This is a genomic window from Pedobacter hiemivivus, from assembly GCF_004331685.1.
Taxonomy (GTDB): domain Bacteria; phylum Bacteroidota; class Bacteroidia; order Sphingobacteriales; family Sphingobacteriaceae; genus Pedobacter; species Pedobacter hiemivivus.
Window position 1 is genome coordinate 35,200 of record NZ_SJSM01000016.1, and the last position, 19,379, is coordinate 54,578.

At 39.0% G+C, this 19,379-nt stretch carries 14 protein-coding genes; 5 read left to right on the forward strand and 9 right to left on the reverse strand.

The genetic code is table 11. The annotated features are described in order from the left end of the window. Positions 1-6 precede the first annotated feature (6 nt). The 3 genes from EZ444_RS19915 to EZ444_RS19925 all read right to left on the reverse strand — a co-directional run bounded on the left by EZ444_RS19915 (position 7) and on the right by EZ444_RS19925 (position 5,394). The gene (locus tag EZ444_RS19915) at positions 7-3,453 is read right to left on the reverse strand and encodes a SusC/RagA family TonB-linked outer membrane protein (RefSeq protein ID WP_131610909.1); all 3,447 of its coding nucleotides are present in this window, start codon (positions 3,451-3,453) and stop codon (positions 7-9) included. Positions 3,454-3,630: 177 nt separating this feature from the next. Continuing rightward, complete coding sequence (locus EZ444_RS19920; RefSeq protein ID WP_131610910.1) at positions 3,631-4,734, reverse strand: FecR family protein; 1,104 nt, start codon at positions 4,732-4,734, stop codon at positions 3,631-3,633. A gap of 75 nt (positions 4,735-4,809) precedes the next feature. Further along, the gene (locus EZ444_RS19925) at positions 4,810-5,394 is read right to left on the reverse strand and encodes an RNA polymerase sigma factor (protein ID WP_131610911.1); all 585 of its coding nucleotides are present in this window, start codon (positions 5,392-5,394) and stop codon (positions 4,810-4,812) included. Between the two features lie 128 nt (positions 5,395-5,522). On the opposite strand from EZ444_RS19925, the gene EZ444_RS19930 reads away from it, so the two are divergent. The 5 genes from EZ444_RS19930 (at position 5,523) to EZ444_RS19950 (ending at position 10,286) form a co-directional block, all read left to right on the forward strand. Beyond that, positions 5,523-5,852: a DMT family transporter gene (locus tag EZ444_RS19930; RefSeq protein WP_131610913.1), complete on the forward strand. Its 330-nt coding sequence runs from the start codon at positions 5,523-5,525 to the stop codon at positions 5,850-5,852. A gap of 80 nt (positions 5,853-5,932) precedes the next feature. Then, positions 5,933-6,340, forward strand: coding sequence for a helix-turn-helix domain-containing protein (locus EZ444_RS19935; RefSeq protein WP_131610915.1), 408 nt, complete (start codon positions 5,933-5,935; stop codon positions 6,338-6,340). Positions 6,341-6,425: 85 nt separating this feature from the next. Next, a complete protein-coding gene (locus tag EZ444_RS19940) occupies positions 6,426-7,190 on the forward strand; it encodes an SDR family NAD(P)-dependent oxidoreductase (protein WP_131610916.1) in 765 nt (254 codons plus the stop codon). A 216-nt stretch (positions 7,191-7,406) separates the two neighbouring features. Next, entirely contained in the window at positions 7,407-8,000 is a 594-nt protein-coding gene (locus tag EZ444_RS19945) for a TlpA family protein disulfide reductase (protein WP_131610917.1), read from the forward strand. Between the two features lie 27 nt (positions 8,001-8,027). Then, on the forward strand, positions 8,028-10,286 hold the full coding sequence (locus EZ444_RS19950; RefSeq protein WP_131610918.1) for a response regulator: 2,259 nt from the start codon (positions 8,028-8,030) through the stop codon (positions 10,284-10,286). A 213-nt stretch (positions 10,287-10,499) separates the two neighbouring features. On the opposite strand, the gene EZ444_RS19955 is transcribed toward EZ444_RS19950, so the two are convergent. The 6 genes from EZ444_RS19955 to EZ444_RS19980 form a co-directional block, all read right to left on the reverse strand. Next, a complete protein-coding gene (locus EZ444_RS19955; RefSeq protein ID WP_131610919.1) occupies positions 10,500-11,513 on the reverse strand; it encodes a TlpA disulfide reductase family protein in 1,014 nt (337 codons plus the stop codon). Position 11,514: 1 nt separating this feature from the next. Then, on the reverse strand, positions 11,515-12,828 hold the full coding sequence (locus EZ444_RS19960) for a TlpA family protein disulfide reductase (protein WP_131610920.1): 1,314 nt from the start codon (positions 12,826-12,828) through the stop codon (positions 11,515-11,517). A 12-nt stretch (positions 12,829-12,840) separates the two neighbouring features. Further along, positions 12,841-13,164 carry a hypothetical protein gene (locus EZ444_RS19965; protein ID WP_131610921.1) on the reverse strand — a complete coding sequence of 108 codons (324 nt, stop codon included), beginning with the start codon at positions 13,162-13,164 and terminating at the stop codon, positions 12,841-12,843. A gap of 13 nt (positions 13,165-13,177) precedes the next feature. Next, positions 13,178-14,308: a TlpA family protein disulfide reductase gene (locus EZ444_RS19970; protein ID WP_131610922.1), complete on the reverse strand. Its 1,131-nt coding sequence runs from the start codon at positions 14,306-14,308 to the stop codon at positions 13,178-13,180. Positions 14,309-14,386: 78 nt separating this feature from the next. Then, on the reverse strand, positions 14,387-15,778 hold the full coding sequence (locus tag EZ444_RS19975) for a RagB/SusD family nutrient uptake outer membrane protein (protein WP_131610923.1): 1,392 nt from the start codon (positions 15,776-15,778) through the stop codon (positions 14,387-14,389). Between the two features lie 11 nt (positions 15,779-15,789). Beyond that, positions 15,790-19,215 (reverse strand): SusC/RagA family TonB-linked outer membrane protein, encoded by a 3,426-nt coding sequence (locus tag EZ444_RS19980; RefSeq protein ID WP_165503674.1) that lies wholly within the window; start codon positions 19,213-19,215, stop codon positions 15,790-15,792. Positions 19,216-19,379 lie beyond the last annotated feature (164 nt).

The window sequence follows — 19,379 nt, forward strand, 5'->3', positions numbered from 1 at the left end:
TTTTAATTAAAATATACTTGTGGATATGTTGAAAGTAAAGTTGTGTGCAAATGGATAGTCCAATCCACGCTCCCTTTTGATTGTAGAGATCTGGAAAGGATTTGCGATATACAGCTCCAGCCTGGTATTGGAAAGGCGCGCTTGTTTAAGCCATTTCAAATGCTCGGGAAACTGGTAGGTAAATGATACCCTTGAAGCTTCAATCATATATTCCTTCTGTACAAATCTTGAAGTTGCGAGTGTACTTTCCACTACAGCTTTACCATCCGCACTACCGATGATGCCTTTAAAAAAGGTTTGATCTCCAGGTTTTTTCCACCTCTCGCTGGATACCCGGCGATCTAAATTGTAAGTGATGTCGGCATTCTCTATACGGTCTACCAAAGTCTGGTTATACAGATCAGCCCCAAGGCGGTACGTCATATAGATATTTACCCCAAAACCCTTGTAATCTACCCCTGTGCTCAGTGTTCCGGATACCCGTGCCCTGGTATCACCTACGGCAACTTTGTCGTTGGAATTCCAGACATAAGTTGCGTTGCCATTTTTATCCAGGTAAATCTCCTGTCCATTTGCCGGGTCAATGCCCAAACTTCTAACTACATATAATGCTGTTAATGACTGGTTTTCCTGGTAATAGCTTTTCGGTTTTTTCCTGTTTACGTTGGTTACATCTTTGTCTATCTCATTGGCTGCATCATTCAACTTCCGCAATGAATTTGATATCTGAGTAATGGTATTTTTATTTCCATATGCCGATAAGCCAGCCCTCCAGTAAAAAGCCTCTTTGGGCTTTTGGATGATATTGACATTGACACTGCCCTGCCATCCAATGTTCTTCAATGCACCTGCATTTTCCTTGTAGCTGCTGAAGCCCAATGAGGGTGGAGTCGTAATGTCGAGGATGAGGTCGTTGGTCGTATTATAGTAAAAATCGCCGGAGAAACTGATCCGGTTGTTCCATAACGTAGCGTCAACGCCGGCACCCCGTTTTAAACTTTTTTGCCAGCCCAAAGTTGAGTTTCCGTATCCTACCAGGTAAGCACTCAGCTGGTTGAGGTAAAACTGATCCGCATAATAATTGTAGGTACTTAAAGCCATATAGGGAGGAAAGTTCTGATCCCCTGTGGTACCTACAGAACCGCGGATTTTAAGGAAAGAAATGAATTTTACATCCTCCATGAATTTTTCACGGTGAATATTCCAGCCCATACCGGCCGACCAGAAAGGAGCCATACTTCTGTCTTTTCCAAACTGTGATGAAGCATCCAGACTGACAGAAAAATCAAGCAGATACTTATTGTCGTAAGCATAGTTGGCATTCATTCTTCCGCTGATCAGTCGACTGATTCCCTGGCTTCCGGAAGGCTTTGTTGTTTCGGGATCGTATTTGCTGGCAAATATCAATTCTGCTACCTTCTCATTAGGAAAACCTATAGCTGAAGTATTGAAAGTTTGCTCTTTTCCCTCGGTAGCATTTATACTTCCGGTAAAGAATACCAGGTTTTTTTTCCATGTTTTCCTGATGTCAAAACCCAGATTGGCATCTACCAGATCTGTTTTACCTGTGCTTTTGTCGTATCGTCCGCGTTCTGTAATGGGCTTCGATTCAAAAGCTGTATTTTTTGCGGATAAGTAATAATCTGATGAAGTATTGTTATGTGTATAACCTACCCCACCCATGAAGCGGAGCCAGTTTAACGCAGACCATTCAAATCTGAAATTATTGGTAAAACCGAGCTGTTCATTAAAATTTTTACCGGGCAATGTCGCATTATATAAAGGATTTCCGTAGGATGCGTATAGGACTCCGGTACTGTTTCTTCTTGGTTCACCGAGAAATCTGGCAAACTGCCCGTCCTCATCATATGGCGACCAATACTGGTTGAGTTTTGTATAATCTGCAAAACTGCCATAAGGACTGTTTGTTCCCTTTACATTATTGATGGTCAGATCGTTCCCAAATAACAGTTTTGAATTGCGATAAGTAAGGTTTACACCACCGCTTATGCGATCACGACCCGAACCTTTCATCACTGCCACATCATTGTTGCTGCTCAGGTTTATTCCGTATCTCACTACCTGATCGCCACCTTCAAGATAAAGAGAATGGCTAGTGCCGTAGCCTGTCTGCAAAGGTTGAGACAGCCAGTACGTATCTACCCCGCTGGTTACGGCTTTCAATCTTTCGTTGTATTCGGCATCGCGCAGTGTTTGCAAATATGGCCATGTCCCACTATCCTTATAAAAGCCAACCTCTTTTTCGAACGCCAGTTTTTCAGCAGCATTCATCAGGTCATAACTGCTCAGATCGGGGGCGGTTACCGTAAGGCCACCGCGATAAGAAATTCTTATTGAACCTTCTTTAGGTTGTCGGGTATCTATGACCACCACACCATTACTAGCCCGCGAACCATAAATCGAAGTTGCTGCAGCATCTTTTAGAATCGTAATGCGCTCTACCCTATTCATGTCCAGGTCAAAGATTCTTTGCAAGGTTACCTGAAATCCATCCAACACAAATAAAGGGGCATTTGGCTTGTCGCCAAATACATTTCTCAATGTGGCAGTAGAGGTTGGACTAGTATTTTGGTCAGGAAAATTATTCTGCCCCCGCAATTCTATATCAGGCAATCTGTTTGGATCTGAACCTAGACTGATGTCTTCAGGGAGTCTGAAAGAAGGGTCAAGAATACCAATTGCTGCGAGAATATTGGAAGGAGCTACTCTTTTTAATTCTTCGGCGGTGATGGTTTTTGCGGATCCTGTAAAGTTTTCTACCGGTCTTTTGTAAATACCGGTTCTCACAACCACCTCATCCAGAGAATTGTTCTGAAGAGAAAGCCTGATCACTACTTTTTTTGTTTTCGGATCTATTTTATAATCCCGGGATTCATAGCCGATATAGTTGATACGCAGCACTTTTACCAATTCAGGAACGTTCATAGAAAACCTGCCATTCTTGTCTGTATAAACTTTGATATCAGTGCCTACTGCAATGATGGTCGCGTTTGCTAAAGGAATCTCTCCATCATCTGAAATTACAGTTCCTTCAATCTGCCATGCCCGTTGGTCAGTCAGTTCAGCACTTAAAACAATCTTTTTGATGACGATGGTTTTGTCCTCCACCGTATAAGCGAGTGGCTGATTCCCCAGGCAGATCCTTAAAACCTCATTTATTGAGGCTTTTTTGACATGAATGGTGACGGGATTTCCAGATTTAATAAGACTTGCATTGCCAATAAAATCATATCCCGTTTGATCCCTGATTGATTTAATGATCTGCTCAAGCGGGGCATTTTTCTCATTCAAGGTAATGGTTTGTGCCTTGGTAGCGGCACTTACCTGGACTAAGCATAAGGTAATTATGAGTACGGTTAATTTCATAATACGCAATAGTTGGTTGTTTATATAGCTTCCGTAATCCGGGCTATATAGCTGATAAAATTTCATACATTTGTTTAGTTGGGTTTATTTCCCACGATATATTATAGCTCCAATGGGGCATATACGCATTTCGTGGACAGTTGAATTTGTTAGCACAATTTTTATACGGGTGAATCCAATACTGCCGGATTCCGATGCCTAGTCGGATTCCGGTTTTTTGTGATTGCCGTCTGGAACGTAAAATTACTTCATGACAATCACCCTCCTTCCTTCAATTCTAAAATGGACACCACCTGATTCTTCCAGCAGCTTAATAACGGTAGATAAGCTTTTTGAGCGGGATATAGACCCAAGGAAAGACATCGGGGGCAACTTATCCTGGTAATAAATTTCCACATTATACCACCTCGATATTTTACGCATCGTGCTTTCCAGATCCTCTTCATTGAAAATGAAAAGGCCATTTTTCCAAGCCAATTCCTCAGTAACGTTAACACCTTTTACAGTGATGCGATTGGATGCCGCTAATATTGATTGTTGGTTTGGTTTTAATAGCGTTCCATTAGTTCCATTTTTTGATCTGACTTCTACCGAGCCTTCTTCCAAAGTGGTGAGTGTAGTTGGGTCATCTGCGTAAGCGCTAATATTAAAATGCGTGCCCAGTACTTTAACCTGCTGTTTAGTGGTATTTACAATAAATGGATGGGCTTTGTTCTTCGTCACTTTAAAATAGCCTTCGCCATCCAGCTCAACAACTCTATCCAATGCTCCTAAAAATGTTGAAGGAAATTTGAGTGTACTGGCTGCATTTAGGGTAACGATGGTACCATCCGGTAGTTCAACATTATATTGCCCACCTCGGGGTGTGCTTATGGTCAAAACTTCAGCACCTTTCGCATGGATGGCCTCAATATTTGAGCCGTCATTATAAACCAGTTGCTGACCTTTAATTGACACCCCTGATTTCACATCACTTAAGTAAATCTGTTTACCATTGGCCAGCCTTATGATTGTTCTATTTCTACCGGGTTTGATATCAGTTGCATATTCAGCTTTAGAAAACATTTTACGATCACTTGAAGTATTAAAATAATAAATGCCCATACTTAGCATCAATGCTACAGAAGCGGCGATGCCAATCCGCTGCCAGGACCAGCTACGTGAGGGTCTCGGTTCTAAAATAGACCAAACTTCAGCTTCAACGGCTTCGTAATCTGGTTCTGGAAGTTTGTCCTCTTTATTGCTCGCATAGTTAATATACCAGCTCTCAAGTATTTCTTGCTCTTTTAAAGTTGATTTCTTAGCCAGATATTTTTCAATCAGTTGGTTCGCTTTATTATAACCCATACTATTTGTATTGATGCATTATTATAGTAAAGACACTTCAGTAGGTCCTCTGCTGTATCCGAATTAAAAATAAATTTATAAAAAGGGAAAAGCGCTGTGAAAATTGGCCGCACCGAGTTTTTTTCGTAGGACCTTTAGGGCATTAGTCATCTGGGTTTTGACCGTTAACTCTGTCGTACCCATAGCATCTGCGATCTGCTTGTAAGACAGATTATCATTTCTTTTCATTAAAAACACCTGCTGCATACGCTCAGGTAAGCGAGCAATCTCTTTTTCTATAATTTGGGAAAGTTCACGTTCTCTGATCTGATCATCAGTTATATTTTCTCCCTGCTCAATAAATGTCTCCAGGGATGCCAGATGTTCATTAGCTATTTTGTTTTTGCGGAAAATATTAAGAATCTTATTACGTACAGCAGCATAAAGATAAGCTGCTAGTGAGCCCGACAGTTCTAAACCTGGCGCACGTGACCAAAGCATTAAAAAAACATCCTGTACCACATTCTTTGCTTCTTCATCGTTCTGCAGCATTCTACGTGCATGTTGATAAAGTAGTGACCAATAGCGTTTGTAAATTTCTGTATACGCAAGTTTATCCTGCCTCAAGATCAGTTGCCCCAGCATTTGGTCAGTTAATTCACTGTAATCCTTCATGTTCATTCCCTGGCGCAATTTACAGAAATTTTATAGCAAAGGAAATTACTGAAGTTCTACTTTCATTATTTAACATATGTAAAGTCCAGTAACTATTGAAATTGCTAATTTTGCCGTACAAAAAGAACATAATTATGAACTGGATCATATTAATACTAGGCGGTTTTTTCGAAGTTGGCTTTACACTATGCCTAGGTAAGGCAAAAGAAGCAGTTGGCAGCACCATGTACGCCTGGTATGCAGGTTTTGTGGCCTGTTTATTTATAAGCATGTATTTACTGCTAAAAGCAACGCAAACCTTACCATTAGGTACAGCCTATGCAGTATGGACAGGAATTGGCGCAGTGGGTACAGTACTGATTGGGATTCTGGTGTTTAAAGAACCCGCAACCTTTTTAAGGATGTTCTTTATAGCTACATTAATCGGGTCAATTATAGGGCTTAAAATGGTTTCATCGCACTAAAAATAATATCCCTCTTAAGTTTTTGCCGATGCACAAGTAGATTAATATATTATTTTTGCTAAAACATAATAGTTGTAGATATGAAAGTTCCTCAAAAATTCTTAGCCCGCCAGCACGAAATAACTGCCGATTTTTTGAGCGCGTTAGATATACATCTTGATGATATCGTATCTGGAAGAGTTAACGAAATGTTTGAGGTCAGGGATTTTGCAGAATTGATCCATATCCACCCTACTCATTTAAGCAACACGATCAAATCGGCTACAGGACATTCGCCCTGCTATTTCTTTGAGGCACGTTTGATAGAAATTTCAAAATCCATGCTACAGCAGCTGAATGTCCCGATTGCGGAGATTGCCAGAACGCTAACTTATGATCCATCGAATTTCACCAAGTTCTTTAAACACTTTTCGGGGCAAACACCTAAACAGTATCGCCAAGTTTATTTCCAATCTTTATCACACCATACGGAAGAAGCAAACGTATAATACTTAAACACTCACCATTTTATCTTAAACAGTCACCATTTTCATGAAGGTTTTCCAGGTAACTTTGTTTATCAATTAAAAGAAAATGGAAGTACAAAATAAAATTGCGCTAATAACAGGCGGTAGTCGCGGATTAGGGAAAAACGCAGCGCTAAAAATCGCATCTAAAGGAATTGATATTATCTTAACCTATCAATCGCAAAAAGAAGAAGCAGAAAATACTGTTGAAGAAATTAAAAAGTTTGGTGTTAATGCAGCCGCTTTACAGTTAAACGTTGCGGATATCAAAACCTTTGATTCTTTCTTTATAGAAATCGAATCGATTCTTAAATCAGTTTTCAAAACGGATAAATTTGATTTCTTAATTAACAATGCCGGTATAGGTGTTCATGCATCTTTCGCTGAAACCACTGAGGACCAATTTGACAACCTGGTAAATATTCATTTTAAAGGCACATTCTTTTTAACACAAAAGGCTTTACCGTTACTAAATGATGGCAGTGGGATTATCAATGTTTCTTCAGGCTTGGCTCGTTTCGCTACACCAGGGTATGCTGCTTATGCAGCTATGAAGGGCGCTATGGAAACCTTAACGAGGTATCAAGCTAAAGAATTGGGTGCAAGAGGAATTAGGTCAAACATTATCGCTCCTGGAGCAATCGAGACCGACTTCGGTAACGGCTTAGTTCGCGACAACCAACAAATTAACACGGTAATCGCTTCCCAAACGGCATTAGGTCGGGTTGGCTTACCTGATGACATTGGTGGTGTAGTTGCCTTTTTGTGCAGCGAAGATGCTAGATGGATTAATGCACAACGTATTGAAGTATCAGGCGGTATGTTTTTATAAATGTTTGCCCCATTCTTATAAATATTTCACCAACTCGCACATTTTCACATCTGAGAATACTCTCACCACTTAAATATTAAACACTAAGAAATTTAATTAACTAAATTAAAAATAAACCTTCATCAACTCGATAAACTTTACATTTCCTTCCGTTTAATATAATAAATGACGTTATTAGTCTTACAAACACAACCTACTATCACTTTGTATTTCAATATGAAAAAAGCGCTCGTGTTTTTTTGGCTAATATTTTTGTTTTCTGCCATTGGGTATCTATTTTGGTACAACGATATCATTTACAAATTGCCAACTCCAATTCCTAAAGACTATAAATCAATTGAGACAGGAAGTTTGATCGTGCTTAATGATGTTTTGAACAAGAACCACAGTAAGCCTATTTTTCTCCATTTTTTTAATCCAGACTGCCCCTGTTCACGCTTTAACATGAAGCATTTCAAATCACTGGTTAAAGAATATGGCGATCGTGTTGATTTTAGAGTCGTGGTATTAAGTCCAAAATCTTTTACTTCAGAAACCATCCAAAGTAAGTTTGATCTCCAAATCCCTATTCTATTTGATAAAGCCCTTGCCACAGCTTGTGGTGTGTATTCTACTCCGCAGGCAGTTTTACTAGATCAGGCTCAACATTTATATTATAGAGGTAACTATAACACCAATCGTTATTGTACAGATGAAAAAACCAGCTTCGCAAAAATAGCACTGAATGGTTTGTTAAAAAAACAAACTGATCTGGTTTTCAGTCAGGCAGCGCTAAAATCCTATGGTTGTACTTTGCCAGACTGCAAATAATAAATAACTTTTGAACTGATTTAAGTAATGACTCCAACCAATCGTATAACTATTTCTGATAACCAAAACCGCTTACTTTTCTTGGGCATTAAGGAAAGAACGGATCGTTTAATGAATTACTTTTTATGGGGATACTTCATAATTGGGCTCATCTTTGCGCAATTTTATGATACCTGGTTAATCGCATTTGGAGTAGGTGGTCTTTCTTTGCTGGCTTATTATTCTGTGAAATATTTTTTACCATCGTCCAATCTTTATCAATACGTTTTAAGTGCAGTGCTGGGCATTTTTATGGCACAGTACATTTACCAGATGCATGGACTATTCGAAATGCATTTCTTTGCCTTTATTGGCAGTACACTGCTAATCACCTATGAGAAATGGAAACTACAGTTACCGATCCTGATTGTGGTGATGGTTCATCATGCGATATTTGGCTATTTGCAAAATAGTGGGGTAAACGAAATCTATTTTACACGCTTGGATTCTTTTGATTTGCAGACTTTTACAATCCATATATTGCTGGCCGACATGATCTTTTTTATCTGTGGATTATGGGCCTACTTACTAAGGAAATCTAATGAAAGGCAGGTTGTCCAGACCTTAGAAATGGCCGAACTACAAAAAGAGGCTCAACTATCATTGGTTCGGAAACAGAATGAAGAGGTATTGGAAAAAGCCAACGAGCAGCTTAAAGCATCTAATTTAGAATTGGAAAAAGCCAGAGCTGAAGCCGATCGAGCCAATCAGGCCAAAAGCATCTTTTTGGCTACCATGAGCCATGAGATCCGCACCCCGATGAATGGGGTAATGGGAATGGCGATGCTTTTAAAGGAAACTGACCTGAATAAGGAGCAGTATATGTTTGCGGATGTGATTGCAAATAGCGGCGAAGCATTGATTAATGTAATCAACGATATACTGGACTTTTCTAAAATAGAATCTGGCCATATGGAATTAGAGTCTGAAGACTTTAATTTGCGTAAGTGTATTGAAGATGTCCTTGATATATTTGCGGTTAAATCTGCTGAACTTCAGTTGGATTTAGTTTATCATATTGAAGAAGATGTTCCCTTACAAATTGTTGGTGATCAGCTACGGCTGAGGCAGGTATTGATTAATTTGGTTGGAAATGCTATTAAATTTACGGAACAGGGTGAGGTTTACGTAGCCGTTTCTGTAGGGAATATTTTACAAAATGGACAGTTCGAACTGAGGTTTGCAGTACGAGATACAGGTATTGGAATAGCAGCTGATAAATTAGACAATTTGTTTAACGCTTTTTCACAGGTTGATTCTTCTACAACCCGTAAGTATGGTGGTACTGGCTTAGGCCTCGCAATCTCAGAAAAGCTTGTCAAACTTATGGGTGGCGAAATTAATGTGGAGAGTGAGCTGGATCAAGGATCGACCTTCTCATTTACGTTGCGTACACAAATTGGAACGAAGTTACTGTTGCCATACGCCAATTATAGCATGACTGAACATGCTGGCAAAAAGGTAATGATTGTTGATGATAATGCTACAAACCGGACCATTTTAAATAAGCAGCTTGGATATTGGAACTTACAACCTGTATCGGCCAGTTCGGCTAAACAGGCATTATCAATGCTGTTGCTTGATCCATCAATTGAATTAGTAATTACAGATATGCAAATGCCTGGAATGGATGGTGTAATGCTGGCCAAATTGATTAAGCAACGCTATCCATTTATTCCGATCCTTTTGCTCAGTTCTATTGGCGAAGAATTTGAAGAGCGTCAACGTGGTCTGTTTTATTCGGTCATGACGAAGCCTATCCGCCAACATGTCCTTAATAAACAAGTTTCAAATGCATTGCAAACAAGAAGGTATCCAGAAACAGAAGAAGAGGTATTCCGTAAAAAATTGTCTGCTGATTTTTCAACAAATTACCCTTGCGAATTGCTGGTGGCAGAGGATAAATTAATAAACCAATTGGTAATCGTTAATATTCTTGATCGATTGGGTTATAAACCTGACCTGGTGAAAAATGGGAAAGAGGCCATTGAGGCTGTTAATGGAAAAGATTATGACATTATCTTAATGGACATGCAAATGCCGGTAATGGACGGCTTAGAGGCAACTCGATTGATCAGAAAAAAGCAATCGAAACAGCCAGTTATTATTGCATTAACAGCCAACACACTAAATGGTGATGAACAAGATTGTTTAGATGCTGGGATGGACGATTATATCGGTAAACCTATTCGCCTGGAAGACTTGATGGATAAACTTGAAAAATGGCTTAATCCCGACACAGCGTAAATAATAAATAAAGGAGCTGCATCATAGTTTTACAATATGATGCAGCTCCTTTTTAATCCCTTTAGTTTATACTTTTAAACAAGCTAACAAATATTAATTCGTTCACTACAAAAGAGTACTATCGCCCAGATTACCCTTTTTTTAATTTATCATGAACAAAAATCGAGGTACAAACCATTTAGCGAAGAGCGGCACTTTAATCTAGTATGCCCATCAAAATATAAATGCAGCTAGTGTTTTTTCAAGTTCCTCCCCCCGCAGGTTTTTTCCAACAATTTTACCTTTCGGATCAATTAAATAATTGGCTGGAATTCCGTAAATACCATACTGCAGAGCGACCGCATTACCCGTCCCTTTTAAATCCGACACATGTATCCATGGCATTTGGTCATCTTGAATAGCTTTTTTCCATTTAGCTTCATTATCATCCAAAGAAACTGCCAGAACGGTGAGCCCTTTATCATGAAATCTATTGTAGGCTTTCAACACTGCAGGATTCTCTTTACGACAAGGTCCGCACCAACTAGCCCAAAAATCCAATAATACATATTTACCTCTCAAATCCTGCAAAGAAACAAGTGTACCATTTATATCCTTTTGACTAAATATTGGAGCCATGCTACCTACCGCCGTATTTTTATATATATCAACTTTTCCTGCCAAACGCTTGCCGGCGACAGAAGACTTTAAAGGAGTCCCCAGTGCGTTAAACAATCTTTCCAACGTTTTAGAATCCATTCTGGGCGACAGCTCTTGTAATTTATCTACACTAACATAACTGTTAGGATGATTGGTAATAAATGAGATCGTTTTCTCCATCGCCTGATCAGCGTTTTGAACACCTTTCATCTGATTTTGATAGAACACAAATTCGTCCTGAGTTGCCGAACCTTTAATTTTTAATCGTTTCAGTGAATCCATTTCTCCCATCATCTCAACAGCCGTATTCTCCAGATAAAAGAGAACAGACTCTTCCCTTTTTAGAAAAATGACTGCAAGCGAAGGATCGGCAACGCGGCCTTTAAATTTAAATTTCCCCGCTTTAACCATAGAAGAATCTATCTTTACAGAATCCCCCTGCTGCCAATTCAAATAGATATAAGCATTATTTAGCCCTTTAATATTACCACTAATGGTAAAACCATTTTGAGGTGGCGCCCCACAAATAAAGATTAGGCTAGCGAATATAGTTACAGCAATCACTGTTAGTTTTTTTTGGTTCATCATATTATTTTTTTGATTTTAAAGCTATATCTATCATAGCCGACAGCTCTGTAATGAGCTCTTGGTCATTTCCTGAAAATCCAGACGTTCTTGCCCGAGCATGTCCCCTACTATCAATAACCAATTTATAAGGTATTCCTCCGGTTGCTTTATAAGCTGAATAGGCCTTATACATATTCATATCCTCAGTTTTTTCATCCATCAACACCTTAAACGGATAAGGATTTTTAGCCATAAAAGCTTTAGCATTCCTTACAGCATCTCCCTGGTCCATAGTGCAGATGAAAAAAAACTGAACCGATGGATTATTCCGATATTGTTCCATTACACGCTGCATGGCAGGAAAAGAAGCAATACAAGGCTTGCACCACGTTGCCCAGAAATCTATTACAGTTACCTTACCATTCCCGGCTACTGCATCAATACTTACCGTATTTCCGTCAATATCTTTAAGCGTTAGCGGATTTACAGGTTCATCTACCAGGTTATCTTGTACATTTTTAAGGATCTCGGCTTTGTTGATACTCGTTTTTTTAGAAACAACTCCATGTGGTTCAGATTCTGCTTTACTAGCCGACCTCTCCGCCTGCAATGCTTTATTTTTGACATAATTGCCATTCGGAAATTTCACAGTCAACAACTTATCTAAAGAATCGGCTTGCTTTTTTCCTCCAAAATACGACAGATAAAGCTGGGCCATCATCAACTCTTCTTCCTTATCACTTTTAAGTTCATTGAGTTTTTTCAACAACTCAACTTTGTCCTCACGCTCTGGAGAATTGGCTAGCATATTATAAAAAGTTGACCTAAGCTCAACTTCACTTTCAGGATGAACACTCATTTCCTGTTTCATAAAAATGAGCGCCTGTTTCTGATCTTTTTTCAAACCCGCTGCATCAGGCGGCCCGCCACCAAATATATCGGCCATCGTGGCATAAGCAAATTGTGCAGGCTTTTCCTTTTTATAAACAGGCATCAGATAACCTTTATTATGGTTATTATCTAACATTTTACCATCAGGTGTACTAAACACAACGCTTACTAAAATGGTACTATCTGGTATTTTAAGCGTCCCGTTCCAGCCGCCTTTCTTCTTCTCCAGACTAAAATTCTCTTCAGCTATCTGCTTAGCTCTACTGTAAAAATATACCCTTGCTGAAACCTGCTTTGCAGAAGAAAGCAGGGTAGAATCTGCAACATAGTTGATGCTTAACTTTTTGCCCGCCATAGGATGAGCCGTTGTTTTTAAGGCATCATGCTGCTGAGCAGATACATTGAGTAGCAATAAACTACTTATAACCGTTAATAAGATTTTCATTTTATGTATTTTTTAAATAATCCCCTCAGCTTCACAAAAACAAAAATGGCCTTTTCTAAGCCTTACCGGATACTTAGTTTTATCATTTCCTTCACCGAAAACAAGATAACCTGGCCCTTCTTCGAATTGCTGAACAGACAGTCTGAACCTGTCGTTTTGTATGGTTACTGAGCACAGAATCTGACCATTCCCAGTCGATTCATCGCCAATCAAAGTGACAAGCTCACCATTTTTCCCTGAGGTAGTTCCAGTAAGCAAAAACAAATTTAAAGAGGCCTTTGCAGCAACCCAAATTATAGCTGCAATCACCAGCACACAAGCAAACACACTTATCATAAATACTCCAATTTTATTTTAACAACTCAGTAATTTTATTTTCAAGATCTTTATCCAAAAGGTTACTGGCTACAATTTTGCCAGTTTGATCTATGATTACATTTGCAGGAATCCCAAATATTGGATAAGTCTTCGCTACGCCACTATTAAATGCACGCAGATCTGATACATTTATCCATTTCATTTTTTCCACTTCAGATGCCTTCTCCCAATTGTATTTATTCTCATCCATAGAGAAGGATACAATTTCAAAGCCTTTTGATTTATACTTAGTATATAGCTGTTTTAACAAAGGAATTTCTTTGCGACATGGTCCACACCAAGATGCCCAAAACTGTAATAAAGTATATCTATTTCCCTTAACCACTGGAGCAAGGTTCATGCTTTCATCTTTTAAATTAACCGCTGTAAAATCGGTAAACTGTTGACCTAACATTCCTTCATGTCGTCTGGCCAGGGCGGCTGCCTGTTGCTTTTCCATTGACCTAACTCTTCTCATCATAATGGTATTTTCTCCTACCTGGGGAGCCACTTTATTGATAATTTCCATGGTTTTAGCGGCGTCAGGCTGTAATTCGCACATAATGGCCGCCATTACTTTAACTTTTGGATCTGAGTTAGTTTTAACCAGATTTGCCAGATAACTACTCCTAAGGTCTTCTTTCTTTAAAAATGGAGCGATCATCTCCCATTCCTGTTTTGTCCCTTTTATGGCAGCAATATTGCCACCTTTAGTCAGCTTCTTAAACAGATCATCAGCAGCAATAAATTCCTTAGCTTTTAAGAAACCGTTTAACACAGGAGTATACTTACCACCTTCAGTTCCGAAAGTTCCATCGGCAGTAATGGTATACTTTAAACTAGCAGGTTCTACTACTACCGTTCCGCCAAACTTTTTATCAATTTGTAGTAAAGCAAGGCTGATTTCATCTACTGGTACCGAAATTTGAAATTTCTCATCTTTTATGGTATCAACACCAAGGGTCTGTACCGATCCTTCAGTATACCTGACTAGTTCGACTTTCTGCCCGTTTTTTCCAGGGGCATTTCCTGAAATTGCAAACTTTTGTTGTGCAATAACTGTACTTGTGAAGCCCATTAATAAAATTAGAGCTACATATTTTAAATTCTCAATTGATTTCATAATTGCATGTTTATTAGCGGGTGTAAAAAAACACCCGCTTTGTTTATTATCTATATACTTGTTTTTTTTAAACTCTAGTTACCTGGGATTCTGCGTGATTTCCGGATTCAGATCAATGTACTTTCTCCCTATGGGCAATACGCAACGAACACTGTTTGGAGCTAATGTATAACTCGCTCCATTAATAAGATGGGTAACTGTTATATTGTCGTTATCTATTGCGTTGTATCTTTTGATATCAAACCACCGTTGTCCACTGAAAGCAAGCTCACGACGCCTTTCCTGTTTTACCAACAACAAAGCCTGTGCAGGAGTTGCCGCAATCAGCGTCGAATTACTCCCTGTTTTAAACCTGCTTTTCCTGAGTGTATTTAAGTCAGTAATCGCTTCGTTTACCTTTTCAGTTCTGGCATAACACTCGGCCCTAATCAATAACATTTCCGCAGTAGATGGCCCCTTGGCTGGTGTTTTCCCAGACCAACCCGTGCAAATAAATCCAAAGTTCAAACCAAAAGCTGCATCGCTTGCAAACTTCGCTTTAAAACGCAGGTCGTTTTGCTGATCATAAAGACTAACTAAACCATTACTGCCATAAAAAAATGACTCCGTGGAAGTTGGACTTTTTAAAAGCAGAACCTCTTTACTCTGAAGACCAGTTGGTTCGGCCAGTGTACCTGGAAATGATTGTCCTGCAGGCAAAGTATTGTAATCAATCAATGTATTATACAATTGGATAGAACCATTTGCATAAGCTAAAGCTGAAGGAACATTATTCATACACAGATAGGCTCTAGCCAACAAGGCATTGCATGCAGCTTCTACAGGTCGGTAATTTAAGTTAAGCTGAGGTGCTGCTGGTAATTTGCCTAAAGCATCATTTAAATCCTGCAAGATGTAATTGTATACCTCTTGAACGCTTGCTCGGGGCAATTTCTCTTCAAAATCCAGATTTTTTCGGATCGGTACCCCGGGATCGTTAGCAGCCGTTGCTGCTACATATTGCTTAGCATACAAATTAACGAGAATTAGATAGGCATAAGCACGATGTACCTTCGCCTCAGCAAATAAAGCATTTTTCTCTGCAGGTGTCCCCCCTTCAGAATCCATAACCTGACTTGTCACCAGGTTAGCTACATAAATCTGATTGTACAATGCTTCCCAATCCGGGTCAGACTCAGAGTCCTGATAAATGTGTTCGGCAAACATCAGTACATTTTGAGAAGCCGCTTTATAAAAACTGGCAGAAAACGCATTGACTTCCATATCATCGGACATCAATACATCATTACTAAAGCTTTGCGTAAAGCCATTTGAACTTCCTCTTGGTAAAATCTGATCAAGCAACAAACGATAATCATTAGTTTTCTGAGGTATAATTTTTCCTTTAGGTACAATATCCAGATACTTTTTACAGCCTGTCATCCCGGTGATCAGCACAACTAGAAAACAGATATATTTTAAACTTTTCATATGCGTACGATTTAAAAGTTGGCTTTTAGAATTAGGGAATATTCAGGTGTCGGTGGCAAAATAGTGGTACTGCTTTGCGTTGTGGTCGTAAAGAACTCCGGATCTAAGCCTGCTTTATTAAATTTATAAGTCGCCAGATTTCTAACCTGTAAACCGATATTAAATACGGTTGAACTATAACCATACTTTGATTTTAACGGAAGCCTATAATTAATCAACAACTCTCTAAACCTAATAATTGAAGCCGTTTCAACATTGACATCTGCATACTGAGTATACTGATCATAAACATTTAAACCAGTTACAGCAGTTGGTGCCGCTGGGATATTGGTAAATGCCTCATCACCAGACTTCATCCATCGCTTATCCCAATCTGAAGAAATTTGTGATGCTCCGCCATAAGCAGTACTGTATTGAATTACAGGAACAAAAAATTTATGACCCATTTTATAGGTAAAATTGGTTAGCAACGTAAATCTCTTGTAACCAAATTCATTAATCAGCGCTCCATAATGCGGAGAAACAGAATTTCCCTGGTAAATTAATGCCAATGGATTGGCCATTTCTGTTTTATAACCAGTAGCCTCCCCTTTCTCATTGTATACCTGAGGAATTCCGGTAGCTGAAAGACCCGCCCATTTATAGCTATACAAATAATTAAGAGGTAAGCCAACCTGCGGTACACCAGCTAGATAAGAGCCAACTGTTTTTTGTGGAAAATCAACTTTAGTGACTTTATTCTTGTTGTAACTATAATTTAAGGTAGCCAACCACTTAAAGCCCTCATCTAAAATCAAGCCCGATAGGTTAACATCAAAACCCGTATTTTTAAGACTTGCATAATTGATAAACGCAGTATTAAATCCATAGGTCCCATTCACGGTTGCATTACCCAACAAGTCTGAACTCTTACGATTATAATATTCCAATGAGCCTCTTAAACGCTGTTTGAGCATTGCAAAGTCAATCCCTAAATTGGTAACTTTCGTTTTCTCCCACCTCAGCAATGGATTTGTAGGATTAGACACATAAGCGTAAGGCAGATTATTTTGGCTATTGGTAGCCACATTGGCAATTAAAAAAGGACTGGTAGATTTATTTACATTTCCATTAATACCATAGGTTGCTCTCAAAATCAAGCTATTGAAAATGCCGATCTCAAAGAGCCTTTCTTTATGCACTTGCCAACTCAGTCCAGCAGACCATAACCATACATTTTTGTACTGGTCACTGGAGCCGAAAAGATTGGTTTTATCTAGTCTTGCACTTCCATTCAGCGTATATTTATCGTCATAGGTATAACCGGCATTGGTGTATATGGAAACAAATCTGTTTAAATCATCCTGAAAAATGGATTCATCTGGTATCAGATTCTGAGTATTACCTCTTACATCAGTATAAAAAGCGTTATAATTTACCCTGGCAAACTGAAGGCTTTGAGGATCATAACCGTACTTTGTTTGATTGGAAGCTTTATTGCCAAGCTCCCTAACTTCTGTACCTGCGATGGCAGAAATGACATGCTTGCCATGTAAAAAGTCTGCATCATATTTCAGCATGCCCCGATAAGTTTGCGAATAAGAACTACTGTTGAACTCCTTGTAAATCCCTCCTTTTGGAATGCCAGAAGTAAGAATCCCATTTTTTATGGTTGTAGCATAATTCACGCTATTTCTAACCAAGTAAGTCTGTTCGTTATAAACATTCTTGGTTACTGTATTGCCAGACTCATACTGATAGCCAGCGTTTGCCGAAAGACCTTTCAGGATTTCATAGTTTAAACCGGCTGTTACGTTGATGTTACTGGTTTTTACGGTATTGTTTTTATTATTGAATTCCTGACTTAGGTTATAGTCCCAATTATATGGATAACCGGAATTAACATAAGCCTGTTTATCGCCCTGATAAAAAGTTTGAGGTTGTGCAATATATCCACCATTGGCATTCAGAATTTGCTGATATGGGAGCAGATTTTTAAGATCGGTATAGCTCATTCCATTATTCAAACCCGTGTTCAAGGCATAGTTTAGTCCAACTTGCGCCCGTAATTTGGGTAATATGGTCATCGTCTCAAATAAATCCGTTACAAAACGTTTTGAGCCATTCTGTTTAAACTGATTGTTGATATTATCATAACTAAAGGACGCTCTATGGGTAGATTTGGCACCTTTTCCAGCAATTGCCAATGCATATTGCTGCCTTGTGGCTGGACTCATAAACAAATCTTTAAACTCATCAAGAGCATTGATGTTTTTTAAAGGGTCAACCACCTGAGCTGCTCCAGAAGGATTATTCAAATAAGCATCAAGAACTGGTGAAATAGCCGACCGAGGGACGCCAGTTGTAAAAAGCGTAAGCTTATTATCTACCTTAAACTTTTCAAATTCAATATAAGAAGCACTCGAGGCATAAGGCAATTTATTAATATCAGCCGCGGGACTAATAGCAAATGTCGAAGAGAAATCAATATCCAGAGGTTTACGGCTTGAACGCCCTCTTTTAGTTTGAATTACAATCACACCATTGGCAGCCCTTACCCCCCATATCGAAGCGGCGGAAGCATCTTTTAATACCGTAATACTCTCTACATCATTCGGATTAATACTCTCCACATTGCGTTCAATAGGAAAACCATCCAACACAATCAGGGGATCTTTATTAGAACTTGCCGCAATTGTACTTTGACCACGAATGGTAATCCTACCATCAGCTCCAGTTAATAAGCCAGGTACTTGTCCTTCCAGATACGTTAAAATATTACTGTTGCTTCGCTTATCAAGATCCGCTTGTGTCACAAAACCAAAGGAGCCAGCAGCACGTTCTTTGGGTAACCGCTGATACCCAGTACTGACCATGACATTAACTTCATCCAGCTTATTTGAAGCTAGTTCCATTCTGATGTCCGGCATTTTACTGACCACACGAACTTCCTTTGTTTTATAGCCAAGAAAACTGATCGTTAGTATCGCTTTCTCATCCACATTGTTAAAACCATAACCTCCCTCACTATCGGTAAGTGTTCTTTTTTGACTACCATTTACTTTAACTGTGGCACCAACAAGCGGTTCTCCATTTTCATTCAATATCCGTCCGGTGATATTGATCAGTTTCAGGTAATCCACGATATTATCCAAAATAGATTTCTCTTTGGATTGTACGATAATTGTTTTCTCCTTGATCACATAGGTCAAGTCACTTCCCTGAACTACCCTATCCATTACTGTTGTTAATGCTGCATTTGAAAAATCTGCGACAATGATTTTCGAGCTGCTGATTTTGTCCGTAGGAAGCAACACATTATAACCCGTTTGGATGCTAATTTCCTTAATCAGTTTTTCTAGCGTTACCTTTTGCTGGCGCATAGTTATGCGTTGCGCAAAAGATGAAGCACTAACCTGCATCATGGAAACTATTAATATAATGGTGGTTAACTTCATTATTAATAACGGTTTATACATGCAACGCCAGTCGCATATAATTTTAGTATAAATTTTATACATTTGATTGTCTTGTTAATCGTGAAAAATTGTTGCTCAATGATTCTCAGCCTTTATTGGCTTTAAGTTTAACAGATATCAGAAAGGGGGTGTTTCGAGCACTC

Bases quoted from the DNA above. Each gene is read 5' to 3' on its own strand.
- EZ444_RS19915 (WP_131610909.1), bottom strand. From the start codon at position 3,453: ATGAAATTTTATCAGCTATATAGCCCGGATTACGGAAGCTATATAAAC.
- EZ444_RS19920 (WP_131610910.1), bottom strand. From the start codon at position 4,734: ATGGGTTATAATAAAGCGAACCAACTGATTGAAAAATATCTGGCTAAG.
- EZ444_RS19925 (WP_131610911.1), bottom strand. From the start codon at position 5,394: ATGAACATGAAGGATTACAGTGAATTAACTGACCAAATGCTGGGGCAA.
- EZ444_RS19930 (WP_131610913.1), top strand. From the start codon at position 5,523: ATGAACTGGATCATATTAATACTAGGCGGTTTTTTCGAAGTTGGCTTT.
- EZ444_RS19935 (WP_131610915.1), top strand. From the start codon at position 5,933: ATGAAAGTTCCTCAAAAATTCTTAGCCCGCCAGCACGAAATAACTGCC.
- EZ444_RS19940 (WP_131610916.1), top strand. From the start codon at position 6,426: ATGGAAGTACAAAATAAAATTGCGCTAATAACAGGCGGTAGTCGCGGA.
- EZ444_RS19945 (WP_131610917.1), top strand. From the start codon at position 7,407: ATGAAAAAAGCGCTCGTGTTTTTTTGGCTAATATTTTTGTTTTCTGCC.
- EZ444_RS19950 (WP_131610918.1), top strand. From the start codon at position 8,028: ATGACTCCAACCAATCGTATAACTATTTCTGATAACCAAAACCGCTTA.
- EZ444_RS19955 (WP_131610919.1), bottom strand. From the start codon at position 11,513: ATGATGAACCAAAAAAAACTAACAGTGATTGCTGTAACTATATTCGCT.
- EZ444_RS19960 (WP_131610920.1), bottom strand. From the start codon at position 12,828: ATGAAAATCTTATTAACGGTTATAAGTAGTTTATTGCTACTCAATGTA.
- EZ444_RS19965 (WP_131610921.1), bottom strand. From the start codon at position 13,164: ATGATAAGTGTGTTTGCTTGTGTGCTGGTGATTGCAGCTATAATTTGG.
- EZ444_RS19970 (WP_131610922.1), bottom strand. From the start codon at position 14,308: ATGAAATCAATTGAGAATTTAAAATATGTAGCTCTAATTTTATTAATG.
- EZ444_RS19975 (WP_131610923.1), bottom strand. From the start codon at position 15,778: ATGAAAAGTTTAAAATATATCTGTTTTCTAGTTGTGCTGATCACCGGG.
- EZ444_RS19980 (WP_165503674.1), bottom strand. From the start codon at position 19,215: ATGAAGTTAACCACCATTATATTAATAGTTTCCATGATGCAGGTTAGT.